The sequence below is a fragment of the Caballeronia sordidicola genome (assembly GCF_000729995.1).
GTDB lineage: Bacteria > Pseudomonadota > Gammaproteobacteria > Burkholderiales > Burkholderiaceae > Caballeronia > Caballeronia sordidicola_A.
In genome coordinates this window covers 335,962-352,281 of sequence record NZ_JNFG01000214.1, presented here as the reverse complement: position 1 = coordinate 352,281, position 16,320 = coordinate 335,962, and the positions used below count along the sequence as shown (strand labels likewise).

Annotated in this window: 14 protein-coding genes and 1 pseudogene; 4 read left to right on the top strand and 11 right to left on the bottom strand. The window is 59.9% G+C overall.

All coding sequences use genetic code 11. The features are described from left to right. Positions 1-5 precede the first annotated feature (5 nt). From FH08_RS53920 to FH08_RS0146245, 8 genes are all read right to left on the bottom strand, one after another. The gene (locus FH08_RS53920) at positions 6-233 is read right to left on the bottom strand and encodes a hypothetical protein (protein WP_051889035.1); all 228 of its coding nucleotides are present in this window, start codon (positions 231-233) and stop codon (positions 6-8) included. Beyond that, positions 233-1,177, bottom strand: coding sequence for a 3-hydroxyacyl-CoA dehydrogenase family protein (locus FH08_RS54275; RefSeq protein WP_326929021.1), 945 nt, complete (start codon positions 1,175-1,177; stop codon positions 233-235). The genes FH08_RS53920 and FH08_RS54275 overlap by 1 nt, the downstream gene beginning before the upstream one ends. Continuing rightward, on the bottom strand, positions 1,141-1,830 hold the full coding sequence (locus FH08_RS54270; RefSeq protein WP_326929020.1) for a 3-hydroxyacyl-CoA dehydrogenase NAD-binding domain-containing protein: 690 nt from the start codon (positions 1,828-1,830) through the stop codon (positions 1,141-1,143). The genes FH08_RS54275 and FH08_RS54270 overlap by 37 nt, the downstream gene beginning before the upstream one ends. Beyond that, positions 1,827-2,642, bottom strand: a complete 816-nt coding sequence (locus FH08_RS0146265; protein WP_031364873.1) for an enoyl-CoA hydratase-related protein — start codon at positions 2,640-2,642, stop codon at positions 1,827-1,829. The genes FH08_RS54270 and FH08_RS0146265 overlap by 4 nt, the downstream gene beginning before the upstream one ends. Before the next feature lie 110 nt (positions 2,643-2,752). Then, positions 2,753-4,009, bottom strand: coding sequence for a benzoyl-CoA 2,3-epoxidase subunit BoxA (gene boxA, locus FH08_RS0146260; protein ID WP_031364872.1), 1,257 nt, complete (start codon positions 4,007-4,009; stop codon positions 2,753-2,755). A gap of 72 nt (positions 4,010-4,081) precedes the next feature. Further along, positions 4,082-5,521: a benzoyl-CoA 2,3-epoxidase subunit BoxB gene (gene boxB / locus FH08_RS0146255; RefSeq protein ID WP_031364871.1), complete on the bottom strand. Its 1,440-nt coding sequence runs from the start codon at positions 5,519-5,521 to the stop codon at positions 4,082-4,084. 66 nt (positions 5,522-5,587) lie between these two features. Next, a complete protein-coding gene (gene boxC, locus FH08_RS0146250; protein ID WP_081889843.1) occupies positions 5,588-7,342 on the bottom strand; it encodes a 2,3-epoxybenzoyl-CoA dihydrolase in 1,755 nt (584 codons plus the stop codon). Positions 7,343-7,451: 109 nt separating this feature from the next. Continuing rightward, a complete protein-coding gene (locus FH08_RS0146245) occupies positions 7,452-8,387 on the bottom strand; it encodes a helix-turn-helix transcriptional regulator (protein ID WP_031364869.1) in 936 nt (311 codons plus the stop codon). Between the two features lie 169 nt (positions 8,388-8,556). On the opposite strand from FH08_RS0146245, the gene FH08_RS0146240 reads away from it, so the two are divergent. The 4 genes from FH08_RS0146240 (at position 8,557) to FH08_RS52400 (ending at position 11,950) form a co-directional block, all read left to right on the top strand. Further along, positions 8,557-9,030: a DUF4863 family protein gene (locus tag FH08_RS0146240; RefSeq protein WP_031364868.1), complete on the top strand. Its 474-nt coding sequence runs from the start codon at positions 8,557-8,559 to the stop codon at positions 9,028-9,030. A 51-nt stretch (positions 9,031-9,081) separates the two neighbouring features. After that, positions 9,082-10,677: a 3,4-dehydroadipyl-CoA semialdehyde dehydrogenase gene (locus tag FH08_RS0146235; protein WP_031364867.1), complete on the top strand. Its 1,596-nt coding sequence runs from the start codon at positions 9,082-9,084 to the stop codon at positions 10,675-10,677. A 138-nt stretch (positions 10,678-10,815) separates the two neighbouring features. Next, positions 10,816-11,343 carry an AMP-binding protein gene (locus FH08_RS0146230; RefSeq protein ID WP_031364866.1) on the top strand — a complete coding sequence of 176 codons (528 nt, stop codon included), beginning with the start codon at positions 10,816-10,818 and terminating at the stop codon, positions 11,341-11,343. Positions 11,344-11,746: 403 nt separating this feature from the next. Continuing rightward, complete coding sequence (locus tag FH08_RS52400) at positions 11,747-11,950, top strand: hypothetical protein (protein ID WP_152603106.1); 204 nt, start codon at positions 11,747-11,749, stop codon at positions 11,948-11,950. Positions 11,951-12,536: 586 nt separating this feature from the next. Here the strand turns inward: FH08_RS52400 and FH08_RS0146225 are convergent. From FH08_RS0146225 to FH08_RS0146215, 3 genes and pseudogenes are all read right to left on the bottom strand, one after another. Beyond that, positions 12,537-12,824, bottom strand: a complete 288-nt coding sequence (locus FH08_RS0146225; protein WP_031364865.1) for a hypothetical protein — start codon at positions 12,822-12,824, stop codon at positions 12,537-12,539. A gap of 291 nt (positions 12,825-13,115) precedes the next feature. Then, positions 13,116-13,344 (bottom strand): annotated as a pseudogene (locus FH08_RS51120) (Crp/Fnr family transcriptional regulator); the annotation flags it as partial. A 180-nt stretch (positions 13,345-13,524) separates the two neighbouring features. Next, positions 13,525-15,165 (bottom strand): ATP-binding protein, encoded by a 1,641-nt coding sequence (locus FH08_RS0146215; RefSeq protein ID WP_051889034.1) that lies wholly within the window; start codon positions 15,163-15,165, stop codon positions 13,525-13,527. Between the last annotated feature and the right edge of the window lie 1,155 nt (positions 15,166-16,320).

Here is a 16,320-nt window from a genome sequence, read left to right as displayed (position 1 = left end):
TTGCTTCACAACGTCGAGCGTACCGCCGGCGCAAAAACTCCTACCCTCACTACGCACACGATGGCCCTGATGCCGTCGTGTGCGTCCAGACGCGACCAGACTTTCGCAAGTTCGCGATGACCTCGGGCGTCGGTAAAGAGCATACTGCCCGGAGCACCGAACACCAACTCAGCCGCGCCATCAAGCAGATCGACCCGGAAATTGTCCGTGTCGACCTCAAAGCGATCATTCATCAATTTACCTCCGCCACGTGGGCCCAGGTGCGCATGCGCAGCAATAGGCTGGCACGGTAACGCTCTCCCCGATACAGCGAGTGCAAGTGATCGAGCATCATACATATGGTAGTTGGGCCGAGCAGGCCGAGCCAGTCAAACGGTCCGCCCGGATAGTTGGTTCCCAGCTTCATCGCAGTGTTAGCGGAAACCTCGTCGCACGCCTCCTGCAATACCGCCTCGGCAGCCTCGTTGACTATCATGGCTACCGTGCGCGCCACCACTAGTCCAGGCGCGTCGCCCATTTCGACGGGCATTCGGCCGGCAGCCTGCAACATGTTGTGGACCAGCGTTCGCTGTTGCTCCCCACAGGCAGGAGAAAATGCGACACAAACCGAGCCTGGTGTCTGGTTGAGGATAAGATCGATCACAGCGAGATGCTGCCGGCCGAGTTCGGCAGCCAATTGCGACGCCGGGCGTCCGTCACTAACGCAGACGAGCGTATCGCTAACGACAAAATAGTCTGTGACCGGCAGATGAGCACCATTCGCCGCTTCGCCTGGATCGGCGCTGGCGTGTTCGACCTGCCAGCCCGCCAAAGAAAGCGCGCTGCTCAGACTACAGATCGTTGTGGAATCGCCAATGGCGGACACACACCCCGGCTCGCTTTTATGCGCTGTGCTCGCAACGCTACCGGCTCCATGCGCCGGCTGCACGTCGCGATAGTCATAAAACCCCCGACCGCTCTTCTTGCCGAGAAATCCGCCGTCTACCAAGTCGCGTTGAACGACAGACGGGACATAGCGTTTGTCGAAGAAGCTCGCAACAAACATAGATTCAGTCACTGCGAAGTTCACATCGTGGCCGATCAAATCCATCAGTTCACACGGGCCCATCCGGAAGCCTGCGGCCCGCATCGCACCGTCAATTACCGAAGGCGTCGCATAACCATCTTGCAGCAGCAACAGCGCTTCGGCATAGAAAGGCCGGGTATACGGTTGACGACAAAGCCGGGCGTCGAACGCGCGTGAATCGGCACCTTGCCCCACCGTTGCGCGAGCGCCGCCACGGCCTCCGCCACGGCCTCCGCCACGGCCTCCGCCACGGCTCGAACCGTGATCGTCCCCGACACTACCTCGACCAATTTCATGGCCAGCACGGGGTTAAAAAAATGCATCCCGACAAGCCGTTGCGGCACTCGGAGATACCGACCGAGCGCGGTAATCGAAAGCGACGAAGTGTTCGTCGCCAATATTGCCCTGTCGGAAACGATACGCTCAAGCTGCGCGAGTAGCTCACGTTTTAAATCGAGGCGCTCGACGATCGCTTCGATTGCAATGTCGACGTCGCCGAAAGCGTCGAGCGCGGCAACTGGCTCAATGCGGCTCAGTAACGCCTTACCTTCCCCGTCAGAAAGTCTGCCGCTGCTGACTCGGCGTTGAAGGTCCGCACCGAGACTGTCTACAGCCCGCGAGGCCGCCCCTTCGACCGCATCGAAAAATTTGACCCGATGCCCTGCTGCAGCCGCGACCTGCGCGATGCCCGCACCCATCGTACCTGCACCGATCACCCCGACTACTGCTGCGGTGCTGCTCACCAGGTTCGCCGCTGCGCTCATTTAGCACTCCACACAGCAGGCCGCTTGTCAAAGAATGCGGCAAAGCCTTCCCTAGCTTCGTCGGTCGAACGCACGCGCGCAATAGTCTGCGCGGTCAGCGCGGATACATCCGCGTTGATGGGCCGCGCAGCAAGATTCGCGAACAGGTTTTTGATCTCCATTAGCGACGTCGGACCGTTGCCAAGCAGGTCCGCCACCGTTTGTTCGACGTGTTCGTCGAGTTCCTCCTGTGGCACCACGCGATGGACTAGACCGATAACCATCGCCCGCGCGGCGTCGACAAGCGTTGCGGTCAACGCCAGCATCCGTGCTTCGCGCACGCCCACGGCCTCGATCAGATACGGACCAATGACCGCGGGTAAAATACCGAGCCGGGCTTCCGTGACGGCGAACTTAGCCTGTTCGCTCGCCACCACGATGTCGCATGCGCAGATCAAGCCAACGCCGCCACCGAACGCCCCGCCCTGCACACGCGCCACAATCGGCTTCGAACATCGATGCAGCGCTTCCATCATCGTCGCAAAACGCTCGGCATCTTCGCGATTCGCCGCAGCGCTATTGGCACTGGCTCGCTTCATCCAGTTGAGGTCGGCACCTGCGCAAAAAACCTCGCCTGGCGACACGAGTAGGATTACACGAACGTCGGCGCGCGACGACAATGCGACGAAGCACCGGGTTAGCTCCGCGATCATCGTTTCGTCAAAAGCGTTGTAGATGTCCCGTCGATTCAGATCAACGCATGCTACGCCACGTTCGTCTACGGTGCAGCGAATCGTCTCGAAGCTCGTACCGGGCGATGAGTTGTCTGTCATTTTCTGCTTACCCTATAAGAAACCGGCGCGACGCCCTCATATAGGCATAAGCGAAAATGCATCGGCGCAGGGCAAGCGCATCGACGCCGGTAAGGAAGTGACGTTGTCGGTCAATACGTCTCGAGATGCAGCCGCCCTTCGTGCCTGAGACGCGGCCACAGCGCCTCCCAATCGAGCCCATTCCGTCCTGAGATCTCCTTCAGCGCTTGCAACACACCGTCTTCCATGCCCTTCAGGCCGCACACGTAGATGTAGGTGTTGTCGTCCTTTAGCAGTTGTGCGATATCGACAGCGCGCTCGCGCATCGCGTCCTGGACGTAACGCTTCGGCTGGCCTGCCGTGCGTGAAAACGCCAGGTTTGTATCGATGAAATCCTTCGGCAGGTTCACGAGCGGTCCGAAGTAAGGCAACTCCTCCTTGGTCCGCGCGCCGAAAAACAGCATCAGCTTGCCGGTCGCGCCCTTCAAGCGCCTGCGCCGCCGGTATTCCGTCATCGCACGCATCGGGGCCGAACCGGTGCCCGTGCAGATCATGAGCAGATGCGAGTTCGGGTGGTTCGGCATCAGGAAGGTGCTGCCGAACGGACCGATCACATTGACCTTGTCGCCCTTCTTCAAGTCACACAGATAGTTCGAGCAAACGCCGTCCGCCTCATTGCCGCGATGATCCTGCGTAACCCGTTTGACCGTCAGCGACAAGTTGTTATAACCCTCGCGTTCGCCGTCGCGCGGGCTCGCGATGGAGTACTGACGAGCGTGATGCGTCTTGCCGTCTTTCGTTGTGCCCGGCGGCAAGATGCCGATCGACTGGCCTTCGACAACCGGAAACGGCGTGGTGCCGAAATCCAGCATGATGTGACGAATATCGCTCTCGGTAGACTCGCTGGTAAGCCGGTAGTTGCCGACCACGGTCGCCACCACCGGCAGCTTGTGCGTGTACAAATTCACATAAGGCTTGGCCGCCGACCAAGGCGGCAGAGTCGAGCCGCGCACCGTATCCACGTCGATACCTTCCGGACCTTCGTCGGGGTTGTCGGTTGTGTCGGTATCGGCGGCGGTTGGAGCGGGGTTATCCAGCGTCGCACTTGCCGTGGTGTTCTGCGCCGGCAGTTCGTCCCAGGTGAACTGCTCTTCAATGCTATACGCCTGCGACTTCAGCACCGTGCGCCAGTTGTCGATAGAGCCGGTCGGGCACGGCGAGATGCATGCCATGCAACCGTTGCAGACCTCAGCCTTGACGACGTAGTTGTTAGCATCGTGGGTAATGGCGTCGACCGGGCACGTCTCTTCGCATGTGTTGCAACGAATGCAGATCTCCGGGTCGATCAGATGCTGCTTGAGGACTTCCATGGGGGCTGGACCGTTCATTGTTATCTCCCTCTGCACCGGGACCGCAACGAAGTTTCGTAGCGGTCCCGACGCGCCTGCTGAATGCCTTACTTAGTTGAAGCGCACGTAGTCGAAATCGACTGGCTGGCGATTGATGCCCATCGCCGGCGGTGCGATCCAGTTGGCGAACTTGCCCGGCTCAACCACGCGGCCCATCAGCGAGGCGACATACGCACGATCTTCCGGCGTCGGCAGCCATTTTGCCTCGTTTGCTTTCCATTCATTCTCGTTGACCACTCGACCATCCGGCGCTATGCGCACGCCGGCAAAGGTGCCGATCTGACGATTGAAAGCCTTGTGCGGCACGCTCAGGCGAACGTCGATACCCGCCTTCTCCAGCACCTTGTTCCAGCGCCCGACGCCCGCCACGGAATCCCTGATGTAGTCGTCACGCAGCACTTCATTCATGGCATTGAGCATGGGCACTTCGCGCTCGACCAGCTTGCCGTCCTGAATGTCGAGCAGCTTGTAGCTCTGGCCGTTCAACTGATGATCGTCGTCGCGTTTGGTTTCTTCGTAACGGCCCTTGAGGCCCGAGCTATAGAAGGTCGCCGCATTCGATGAATGATCCGCACCAAACAAGTCGATGGTCACCGAGTAGTGGAAATTCAGATAACGCTGAATGGTTTCAAGGTCGATCACGCCGGCCGCGCGAATCTTGTTGACATCATCGGTCTTCAGTTCGTTCATGACCTGCGAGGTACGCTGGATCACGCGCGAGACACCCGATTCGCCCACGAACATGTGATGCGCTTCTTCCGTCAGCATGAACTTGGTCGTGCGCGCGAGCGGGTCGAAGCCGGACTCGGCGAGTGCGGACAACTGGAACTTGCCGTCGCGATCCGTAAAGTAGGTGAACATGAAAAACGCCAGCCAGTCCGGCGTGCGTTCGTTAAACGCACCGAGAATGCGCGGATTGTTTTCGTCGCCAGAACGACGGTCCAGCAATGCTTCGGCTTCCTCACGACCATCACGGCCGAAGTAACGATGCAGCAGATACACCATCGCCCACAAATGACGTCCTTCCTCCACGTTGACCTGGAACAGGTTACGCAGGTCGTACATGGAGGGCGCCGTGAGTCCCAGATGCCGTTGCTGTTCGACCGATGCAGGCTCGGTGTCTCCTTGCGTCACAATGATGCGCCGCAGGTTCGCACGATGTTCGCCCGGCACCTCCTGCCATGCCGCCTCGCCCTTTTGCTCTCCGAAACTGATCTGCCGGTCCGCGATGCCGGGCGTGAGAAAAATGCCCCACCTGTAGTCCGGCATCTTCACGTGATCGAAATGCGCCCAGCCACCGGCGTCCACGCTCACTGCCGTGCGCAGATACACATCGTAGTTAGGCGAGCCTTCCGGCCCCATGTCGCCCCACCATGCCAGGAAGTTGGGCTGCCATTGCTCGAGCGCGCGCTGCAGCGTGCGGTCATCGGCGAGATTGACGTTGTTGGGGATCTTTTCGCTGTAGTTGATCGTTGAGTTGAGCGTGGACATGGTTGTTTCCTTATAGCCGTGACGTTGATGAACGCTGGATGCATGAGGACCGGAACGCAAGACGCGTCAGACGCGATTGAGGTCGAACTGCGCCTTGCTGCCCTTGCCGTACACCTTGAGGGCGCCCTTCTCGCCCACCGCGTTCGGCCGGTTGAAGATCCAGTTCTGCCACGCCGACAAGCGTCCGAAGATGCGCGTCTCCATCGTCTCGACACCGTTGAAGCGCAGGTTGGCCTCAAGCCCGGTGAGCGCATCCGGCGACATGGCCGCGCGCTCTTCAATGGCAATCCGGATCTCGTCGGCCCAGTCAATATCGTCCGGCGACGCCGTCACCAGTCCCAGGCGTTCCGCCTCGACCGGCTTCACCGGCTGCCCGATTTGGTCGCGCGCGGCGTTCATCGGCTCCGTTTCGTCATAGAAACGGCGGCCGAGGCGCGACTGGCCGGTGACCATCGGGTAGAGGCCAAAGTTCGCTTCCGAGAGCGTCAGCACCGGCTCCTCCTCCTCGTTGCTCGGCAACGCCGCCATGTAGCTGCGGTCGCAAGCAAACGCGAGTTCGGCGAAGGTACCGGCGAAACATGAACCTGGCTCGATCAGCGCGAACAGCGTGCGCGACGAGACGTCGATACGTGCCAGCGTGCGGCGCAACATGCCGATGGTTTCGCGCACGAACCAGTGATCGCGATGCGCGAGAAGCGTGGCGTCGGCGGCGAGCAGCGTGCGTGCGTCGCCTTCGGTCTTGAAGATCCAGGTGCCGATATCGAGTTCATTCGTGCGCATGCACAGGATGGCGTCGTCGAGTTCGCGGGCGAACTGCAGGGGCCACCAGTTGGCGCCGGCCGCGACGATTTCATCTATGTTCGACTGCGGATTCACCGACGGCGCTTTCGCGGTAAACGTTGCGGTACGGCGGGCTCGGTCAATACTGATATCGACGGTCGCATAGCTCAGGCCGTCGTCGCGATCCGTGCGCTCTATACGCGTCAGGACAATGCCCTGCGCGCCGGCCGGCCGATCGCTTTGCGCGGCCAGTTCCAGCGCGCGGGCCTGCACCGTTTCCTTGAATACATTCGGCTTCACGACTTCATCGACCAGACGCCATTGCTTCGCACGCTCGCCGCGCACCCCCTCAACTATCGTGCAGAAGATGTCGGCGCGGTCGTGGCGGACCTTGCGTTTATCGGTCACGCGAGTGAGTCCGCCGGTGCCGGGCAGCACGCCGAGCAGCGGCACTTCGGGCAACGCAACAGACGAAGAGCGGTCGTCGACCAAATAGATTTCGTCACACGCGAGCGCCATTTCATATCCGCCGCCAGCGCACGCGCCGTTGACTGCCGCGAGGAATTTGATACCGGAGTGGCGCGACGTATCTTCTATACCGTTGCGCGTCTCGTTGGTGAACTTGCAGAAATTGACCTTCCATGCATGCGATGAAAGGCCGAGCATGAAAATGTTGGCGCCCGAGCAGAACACGCGGTCCTTGAGACTCGTCACCACGACCGTGCGCACTTCCGGGTGCTCGAAGCGCACGCGCTGCAAAGCGTCGTGCAATTCAATATCGACACCCAGGTCGTACGAGTTGAGCTTCAGCTTATAACCGTCGCGGATACCGCCATCTTCGGCAATGTTGATGCCGAGCGTCGCCACCGCGCCGTCGAACGTCAGCGACCAGTGTTTGTAACGGCCCGGCTCCGTGCGGTAATCGACGCGCTGGCCCACTGGCGCTGCGACGGTTTCTGCCTGTACTGCGGTTGCGGCCGATTGGCCTGCCGAGGCCGTGCCGTTAATGCCGGCCTGCTCCGCTGATTGCGCGACTGCCATGGATGTCTCCTTCGGACACGGGATATGATTTGTGTACGATAGTGCATCTAACGGATGACAGCAAGCATTTTAATGCTCTTATCGGGTTAATGCGGAGGCCAGACGACTGCTATTCGGACGCAAGTCGTGCCGCCAGCCGATCTCGCAGCGATAAATAGCATTCCGCCAGCGACTTTCCGCTGGTATCGAAGGTCATGTCGGCGCGACCGTACAGCTCGCTGCGCCCGGCCAGAATGCGCTTCAGGTCATCCATGGATTCCTTGTTACCCGACATCGGCCGTAGATCCCCCTGGGCCACCACGCGGCGCATATGGTCTTCCGGCGTGGCCTGGAGCCATACCGTAAAACAGTGCGTCAGCAACGCGTTCAAGGTAGCCGGCTCGGACACCAGGCCACCCGGCGACGCAATCACCGCACGCGGATGCTCCTGGATCACCGCCTCGAGCGCGCGATGCTCATATCGACGGTAAGCCGTTGCTCCATATAGCGCGTGAATCTCCGACGGCGGGCAGCCGGCCAGTTGCGCGATCACGCGGTTGATCTCGACGAACGGCACTTTCAGTTCATCGGCAAGCATCCGGCCGAGCGTCGATTTACCCGCGCCGCGCAAACCGATCAACGCGATCCTTTCCAACCGGTGAGGGTCCTGCGGGGCCGTGGCAAGCATCTCTTCCAACGCTATCCGCGCGCGTTTGAGGGTGTCGTGATCGCGGCCGTTCAACAACTCCCGGATGCGCATCCAGTCGGGCGTCAACGTGGTTTCGTCCCCCACGATTTCCGCCAAGGTGCAGTTTAATGCTTTCATCAACTGCCGGAGAAACAGCACGGAAGCATTGCCGACACCCGATTCGAGGTTCGCCAGATATCGCTCGGACACGTCAGCCTCTTTCGCCAGCGCTTTTCTCGTCAGTCCGCGACGCGCACGCATCAAACGCACGCGCTCACCCATCCCGACCAGGAAAGGATCGCGGCTCTCGCGCCCTTTTTCGACGTCCGCACTCTGATCTCCGCCCTCAATTGGCTGCAAAACGGCGGTTTGCTTCATATCCATAACTCTCGGTGAGGTATATAAATGTATTATAGTGCTTGACATGCAACGTGTTGCAAGCTAAGTTTAATGCACCCAAGTACGAAGAAGCTGACCCGTCGCCGCGAATATCGTGGAGATCGGCGCGGCTAACGGCGAACAGCGCTTTAGCGCGACGGAGATACGCATGTCCCCCAACGAGTTCCAGAGCCTGATTGCGCGCGTAACGGCAAGGATCGCGTCCCGGCCACTCGATGCAGCGCTTGAAGCGTGGCTGAACGTCGAGTACGCGGCAGGCGGTACGGGATATACCGAACTCGCGAGCGCGTGCCGCACCGGCGTGCAGGAGGGCTGGCTTGCCGAGCGTGAAGCGGCCGGAATTCGTTACGGACGCATCTTCAAGGCGCTGCCTGATACCCACGGCTTTTCTGTTGATGTCGTGCAGATGAACAATATCGCCGGTCCCCACCATGCGCATCCGAACGGCGAGATCGACCTGATCGTGCCGCTGACCGAAGGGGCGACGTTCGATGGCCACGCCGCCGGCTGGTGCGTGTACGGTCCCGGCAGCGCACATCGGCCGACCGTAGCAGGAGGAGAAGCGCTCGTGCTTTATCTGTTGCCCGAGGGTGCGATCGAATTCACGAAGCACGCGGCCTGAGCAAGTGCTTCGGTTCAAGTCGCTCCATCAATGACCACCAAGGGCTTTTGAATGGCCGAACTATTAAGAAACTATGTCGCGGGCGAATGGGTGGCGGGCAATGGCGACGGTACGACGCTCACCGATCCGGTCACGGGAGAAGCGCTCGTGCGCGTTTCCAGTGGTGGTCTCGATCTCCGCGCCGCCTTTGACTACGCGCGCACGTCCGGCGGCGCGGCATTGCGCGGCTTGACCTACGCCGCTCGTGCCGCGCGGCTTTCGGAAGTCGCGAAGCTGCTGCAAGCACGACGCGATGACTACTACGCCATTTCGCTCGCGAACTCGGGAACGACGAAGAACGATTCGGCGGTCGATATTGACGGCGGCATTTTCACGCTTTCGTATTACGCGAAACTGGGTGCCACGCTGGGCGACGTGCACGCGTTGCGCGACGGCTCGCCCGTGAGTCTTAGCCGGGACCAGAGTTTCCAGTCGCAGCATGTGTTGACGCCCACGCGTGGCGTCGCGCTATTCATCAACGCGTTCAACTTTCCGTCCTGGGGCCTGTGGGAGAAAGCGGCGCCCGCGCTGCTCTCGGGTGTGCCGGTGATCGTCAAGCCCGCTACCGCGACGGCGTGGCTGACGCAACGCATGGTGGCCGATGTCGTCGATGCGGGCATCTTGCCGGCCGGCGCGTTATCGGTGATCTGCGGCAGTTCAGCGGGCCTGCTCGACCAGATCGAAACATTCGACGTCGTGTCGTTCACCGGCTCCGCTGAGACCGCCGCGACGCTGCGCGCCCATCGCGCGTTCGTTGCACGCGGCGCCCGGCTCAACGTGGAAGCGGACAGCCTCAACAGCGCCATCCTCGCAGCCGATGCGGCTCCGGGCACTGCCGCGTTCGACCTGTTCATCAAGGAAGTCGTGCGCGAGATGACGGTCAAGTCGGGGCAGAAATGCACGGCCATCCGCCGCGCGTTCGTGCCGAAACAGTATCTGGGCGCAGCGGCCGACGCGCTGAGCGCGAAACTCGCAGACGTGAGCGTGGGCAATCCGCGCAACGAGTCCATGCGCATGGGTTCACTCGTCAGCCGCGAACAATACGACGCGGTTCGTGCCGGCATCGCGTCCTTGCGCGAAGAAGCGCGCCTGGTGTTCGACGGTTCACAAGTTCAGCTCGTCGATGCCGATCCGGCTATTGCCGCGTGTATCGCGCCACATCTTTTCGTGATCGACGACGCAAGCCGCGCGGTACGTGTCCACGATGTCGAAGTGTTCGGTCCCGTGGCGACACTGTGTGGTTATGAAGTCACGACGGGTGACGCGCTGCTCGAAGAATCTCACGCAGTTGAACTCGCGCGGCGCGGCCAGGGCTCATTGGTCGCTTCGGTCTATTCGAACGACGACGCACGCCTTGCCCGCATTGCGCTGGAACTCGCCGATACGCACGGTCGCGTTCATGCCATCTCGCCCTCGGTCGCGCAGAGTCAAACGGGCCACGGCAACGTCATGCCGATGTCACTGCATGGCGGTCCGGGACGCGCCGGAGGCGGTGAGGAACTCGGAGGAGTTCGCGCCCTGAATTTTTATCATCGACGTGCGGCAATCCAGGGACCCGCCGCTTCTATCGAAGCGCTCACGGAATCGACAGGAAAATACGAAATTTGAAGGACCGCGCTGACCATAGCGGCCCGCGTTAAACGCATCACCGGTCCGCAGCAATCTGCGCACAGACAGAACCGAACGCATGGCGCACGGCATTCGCCCGGCGCATAGGCGTCGCCCCATTATCAGGAAGGAGACAGCATGGACGCCATCATTGCGCCGCCCGCGACCGCCGGACAACCCGCCGCCAATGCCCCGCCGGTCCAATTCAACTTCGCAACGCATCTGTTCGCGTTGAACGAAACGCGAGCGCAAAAAGTTGCCTACATAGACGATGACGGTACCACGACGTATGGCGAATTAGCGGATCGGGCGCGCCGGTTTGCTTCGGTGCTGAACGCGCTGGGCATTCATCCCGAGGAGCGCATCCTGCTGGTTATGCTCGACAGCGTGGACCTGCCCATCGAGTTTCTCGGCGCATTTTATGTGGGAGTTGTACCGGTTGTCGCTAACACCTTGCTGACGCCGATGGACTACGCCTACATGCTCGATCACAGCCGCGCACGCGCGGTCATTGCATCGGCTCCGTTGCTGCCGGGCATCGCGCAAGCATACGCCGATACCGCCAATGAAGGCCGCGCGCTGATCGTGTCGCATACGCAAGGGGACGACCTGCCGGGCGAGCGCGTGTTCAAGCCGATGCAGAACCGCGTTCCACGCCATTCATGAGCTGCGCTAACGACATCGCGTTCTGGCTCTATTCGACGGGCAAGCCAAAAGGCGGCGTCCATAGGCGTTGTTCGAAGGGTGAGGATCTCCCCGCCGCGGACGCAACTATGCATTTTTTTACACGGCCGGACTTGCTGATTGTCGCCGTCCACTGCAGGCCCCATGCGTTTTCAGCACAGTATGTTCAACATCGAGTGTTCGGCGATGGCCGGAGGTGCCGGATTCATAGGGCAGGCAATCATTTGGCGCGCGCCACCTGATGCCGAACCGGAGGGAGCCTTTAGGTCGGGCGATCTCTGCTCCTTTCCAACCAGCGCGCAAGCGATCGGATCCGCTAGATTTCAGGCCGAGATCTGGTGTGATGAAGCCGACGGCTTAGGTGGCAGCCGGGACGACTTCTCCTATGAGCGGCTTCTATTGCCAATCGCAAAACCGCTCCCCCCGGCGCAAGGCAACCGTCCACCACCCGGAACACTTAAGCGCCGGTCCTGAGCATGCGGCGGAGGATGTTGCTTTGAACGGCGAGCTATTCGGCTTTGCGACAGCCGCGGGCGCGTTTCGAGGGAACTACGACTTCCGCTTCGAAGAAAAATTGACCCGTCGCTAGGGGCGGACTTGAACGTTCGAAGTCGTTTTGGTCGATTTTTCCTAAGGCGTGGGATCGGGATGAAGTCCAGTTTGTCGATGCGACCCACGTTCGCGTTCAGGTGCAGGCCTAATTCACGATACCCGAAATGCAGCGTTGGAATTTCAGGGCTATGCGGCGAACTAGATATCCAACAACAACCGCTGTCCTTTGCAGCGGCAAATCTCTCGGCCCAATGCTCCTCCCGCGCGTCGCGGGAGTTTTTTCCCAAGAATCGCGGGTTCCATCCCTGAGCCGTCTGTCACCCTTGCCACTGAATGAGCACCGCTCTGACCTGTGCAAGGGCTTGTTTCGAATGCCCCAGTGAAACAAGTATCTCGGCCGTATCTAACGCACTCAGCGCCTCACTATCGCCTTCGAATGAACACCGAACGTCTGAAATAAGCGCTCCGATATCCGTGAGCAACCTCATGTAATGAGCTGGAGTGCACGTGTCCGCGCGCTCTAGCAATGGCCGCAGCGCGACGTAGAAGTTCCAAATTTCATTACTGTCAGGGGTTCTGGACACATTCCCTCCCAATGTAGGGAAAAGTCTGCAGCGCAGACGCTAAAACCGTTCGCGCTCTAATTGCGGTTCCCGCAATACAAGAAGGCGCCTCACTTTAAGCAACGCGGCTAAAGGAAGGCCTACGAGCAGAAGGGAACTTGCGGTGTCCAGAGTGCTCAATGCGAGTGGGTCTGCAGGGTAAAGCAGGCCTGCCCACCATATGGTCGTATTTATCTCCGCGTGCAGCACACCAAGATCATCAGGTAGCCCGCGTTTAAAGCTATTCAGCAACGCCACAACGATCACGTAGAGGTCATCGCTTTCGATGGAAGTTTGACGGTCGTCCATACCAGCTCCTGAGGATTGTGTGATTCTCACATCGCTCTGTGCCAAACGCTAGCTTCGCGTTCGCTAGGTACGCCACGAAAAGCACCCGTATAAACGCTTTGAAAAACCCGCCGAAGCTGGCTCCCCCATGCTAGCCAACTAGAACAACCCGCTCGGCCTCGCTGCGTCGTTCCGGCTAAAAATGATCAACTCCTGGCTATATAACCTTCTCGGATTTGTCATGTTGCGCATTAACTGTATCGTCGTTCCAAACTTCCAAGTCATGATCTTCGGCGGCCTGACGGCGATTGAAATGGCGAACAGGCGCCGCAGGAAATCCGAGCGATTGAATTGTTCGCGCAAGGCGGCGGCGCTCATGCGATAAGCAAAGCCCGGGAATTGAACCTGGACGCGCGTCGGCATGGTATCGCCGCCGGTCAGGATAGGAACGCCGGTCACCTTCACGGCCGATTGCTGCGATTTCCGCCGAGTTGCCGTCTTCCATCGAGCGCAGCAGAGAGATGATGGCCGTCGTCGGGAAATTATTCCTTAGCCATCCGCTTAACGTTTTCCGCTCGTGCGTGTAGTGTAACGTGATGCTCCAAAAATGTAGGAACAAACGGCACATCGCGGTAAGGGACTTTGATAAGCTTATCGATGAGGGCCGCTCGTTAGCGCTGGTACGGCGCCTTGGTGTTCGGGCCAGCGAAATCAATGCAAGCTAGTGCTCTGGCTCCTTCGAGGCCCGAGCTCCGCGCAAAACCGCTTCTAAACTCGTCGCATCCACCGGCTTCGTCATGTGAGCGTCAAAGCCTGCCTCCATCGCAGCTATCTTGTCCGAGTCGGATGCATAGCCCGTAATTGCGACGAATGTAGTGTTCGCCAGACACTCAAGGCCACGCATGGCCCGTATGAGCGCGTAGCCGTCCATGTCCGGAAGCCCGATGTCGCTCAGTACAACCTCAGGCTGCCACTCGTTGGCGATGGCGAGCGCTTCGGCCGCGCTATAAGCGACGCGGGTGGTATTGCCCGAAAGCTCCAAATAAAGTGCAAGCGCGTCCGCTGTATCGTGATTGTCCTCGGCAATCAAAATGGACATGGGCATGGTCGACGCCGCAACTTCGACACGCGCCGCGCCGGGCATGTCCTGAGGAGTCGCGCGGCCAAGCGTTAGAGTGAATTCGCTCCCGCGCCCGATGCCCTCACTGCGAGCGACGAGCGTCCCGCCGTGCAACTCGGCCAATTTTCGGGCGAGTGTTAGACCTAGCCCCATTCCTCCTGCGGACCTGGCGAGCGGCCGCTTCCCCTGCTTAAAAAGCTTGAATATCGCATCAATGTCCTCGTGCGCGATTCCAATGCCGTTATCCGCCACGCGAATGAAGACGTTCGAGCCGTCACCGTCCGCCGTCATGTGTATGTGCCCGTCGGCCGGCGTGTATATGGCAGCATTCTCTATCATGTTCGCTATCACAATTGAGCACTGAGTCGGGTCAGCGCACGCATAGAGTGACGCGGCGACGGAGGTCGAAACCGTGTGCCCTCGGTCGACGATGGCGGCGTTGGTAAGCTCCAGGGCGTTTTCAATCAAATCCTTCACAGCGACCGGTTCCGGGTTCAGTTGCATGACGCCGGTGGTCGCCAACGACGTCGATAGCAGATCGTCGACGATACGGCTCATCTGCCCGACATGGCGCCGAACAATCTCTCGCGCCCAGGCGCGGTCTGCGTCCGTGGCTTCAGGTCGGTCGAGAATGGCGATGCCGGTCTGAATGGGCGCCAGCGGCGCGCGAAGCTCATGCGCAAGCATTGCGAGAAACTCTTCCTGGTAATGCTCAGTCTCGTCGAGGCGGCGTTGCATCTCCAGCAGTTCTGCCGACGCTTGCCGTTTTTCAAGATGCAGCACGGCGTGTTCCGCCAGAGTTTTAAGTGCCGCTCTCTCGGACTCACTGAGATTCCGGGGCTCATGAGCGATTACGCACAGCGTTCCAAGGGCCGTGCCATCCGACGCTTTCAATACCGCGCCAACATAGAAAACGACGTTGCGCTCACCAACCACCTGAGGATGGCTCCGAAATTCTTCATCGGCGGTCGCATCTGGAATAACAAGGAAATCGTTAGTCAGGAGGGCCTGCGCGCAAAGCGACTCTTCCCGCTTGGCCGACTGGGGCTCCATTCCCCACGCTGACTTACACCACTCTCGGGTTTCGTCGATGAAGTTGAGCAATGCAATCGGAGCCTGCAACAGACTTGCAGCAATCCTGGTAATGGCGTCGAAATGCTCCTCCACCGGGGTGTCGAGAATCCCGAACGTTTTGAGTCTGCGTAATCGATGAGACTCGTTAAAAGGAAAGGCCACAGCCATGGCAGGAAACCTTTCGGGAGGGAGTCACCGGGGAGGCGCAATAATCATTCCGCAGCTGAAAAGTGTCTGTCCGAGAACGACAGCACGTTATGCCGGACCCGCTGGCTAGCTTGACGCGCTTTCGACCGTCGTGGCACGGTGATTGCAGCGAATTCAGAGCGCAGATGGACCGGTCGCGCAACTCGCTTCTTCGCGAATAAAGGAGACTGCCATGCAAGCTTCCACAAGGGATTGTTGGTTTCGGCGTTCGTTTTGACTTTGTCCGGCGCCGCTTATGCGCAGCGACCAGGTGGTGGTACCGCGGGAGGCAACGGTGCTGGACAAGGTGGGAACGGGATGGGGACGGCGAATGGAAGCGGCATTACCGGTTCAACGCCCGACGCTTCCGGTTGGAGCGCGTTGGGGACAACATCAGGCAACTCGCAGAAGCAAATGAATAACGGGAGATAGATTCGCCTGCGTCGGGCAGCGGAATAAAGAAGCCCTATTGACGGCGGTGCTCAGGTTTGGGTCTCGTTGGCGTTTGCATAGCACCCCCATGCCAACGAGGGTTGAGCAGATCCTTCAGTTTCGCGACCTTGGATATGGCGGTCCGGCCTGTGGACGCTAATGTACTGCTTCTGATCTAGATCGAGTGCGCATTGAGTCTTGCCTGCGGCATTGATACCCGGTTCGCGTGCCCATGCGCAAGCTTGCAATCAATCCGACTGAAGAGCCCCATGCAGTGGAGCGCTTCCTCACACCGCTCTTTAGTCCCTTCCCCGCGGGTGTGCTGCTAGCCGCCCCGCCGCTCCCTGCGCGTCACAAGTGAGTGGACTATTGAAGCCGCCCGATTCTGCGCCGCTCGTTCGACCAAAGACAAGCGGCGCTCATTTTTTAAATGTATCGGTTTGTACCTCAGCGCCGAGGAATAGAATGCCCGATTCGCACGCCATGACGTCGAGCCCCACCTATGCACGGTCGTCTCGCTCCAGCGCCAAGTGTCATTTCAAACCGCGTCTGCCCGCCTGATAAGCCTTCGCATTGACAGATCCACCTCGAACTACGACTGTTGAAGGCGACGCGTGCGCCGCTCACGTGGGCCATGAGCAGCAACGCTCACCAATTTGCCAAACGACTGGGCAACTACCACGCAGGCCCGGTTGCCGAGCCTGC

Bases quoted from the DNA above. Each gene is read 5' to 3' on its own strand.
- FH08_RS53920 (WP_051889035.1), bottom strand. From the start codon at position 233: ATGAATGATCGCTTTGAGGTCGACACGGACAATTTCCGGGTCGATCTG.
- FH08_RS54270 (WP_326929020.1), bottom strand. From the start codon at position 1,830: ATGAGCGCAGCGGCGAACCTGGTGAGCAGCACCGCAGCAGTAGTCGGG.
- FH08_RS0146265 (WP_031364873.1), bottom strand. From the start codon at position 2,642: ATGACAGACAACTCATCGCCCGGTACGAGCTTCGAGACGATTCGCTGC.
- boxA (WP_031364872.1), bottom strand. From the start codon at position 4,009: ATGAACGGTCCAGCCCCCATGGAAGTCCTCAAGCAGCATCTGATCGAC.
- boxB (WP_031364871.1), bottom strand. From the start codon at position 5,521: ATGTCCACGCTCAACTCAACGATCAACTACAGCGAAAAGATCCCCAAC.
- boxC (WP_081889843.1), bottom strand. From the start codon at position 7,342: ATGGCAGTCGCGCAATCAGCGGAGCAGGCCGGCATTAACGGCACGGCC.
- FH08_RS0146245 (WP_031364869.1), bottom strand. From the start codon at position 8,387: ATGAAGCAAACCGCCGTTTTGCAGCCAATTGAGGGCGGAGATCAGAGT.
- FH08_RS0146240 (WP_031364868.1), top strand. From the start codon at position 8,557: ATGTCCCCCAACGAGTTCCAGAGCCTGATTGCGCGCGTAACGGCAAGG.
- FH08_RS0146235 (WP_031364867.1), top strand. From the start codon at position 9,082: ATGGCCGAACTATTAAGAAACTATGTCGCGGGCGAATGGGTGGCGGGC.
- FH08_RS0146230 (WP_031364866.1), top strand. From the start codon at position 10,816: ATGGACGCCATCATTGCGCCGCCCGCGACCGCCGGACAACCCGCCGCC.
- FH08_RS52400 (WP_152603106.1), top strand. From the start codon at position 11,747: ATGAGCGGCTTCTATTGCCAATCGCAAAACCGCTCCCCCCGGCGCAAG.
- FH08_RS0146225 (WP_031364865.1), bottom strand. From the start codon at position 12,824: ATGGACGACCGTCAAACTTCCATCGAAAGCGATGACCTCTACGTGATC.
- FH08_RS0146215 (WP_051889034.1), bottom strand. From the start codon at position 15,165: ATGGCTGTGGCCTTTCCTTTTAACGAGTCTCATCGATTACGCAGACTC.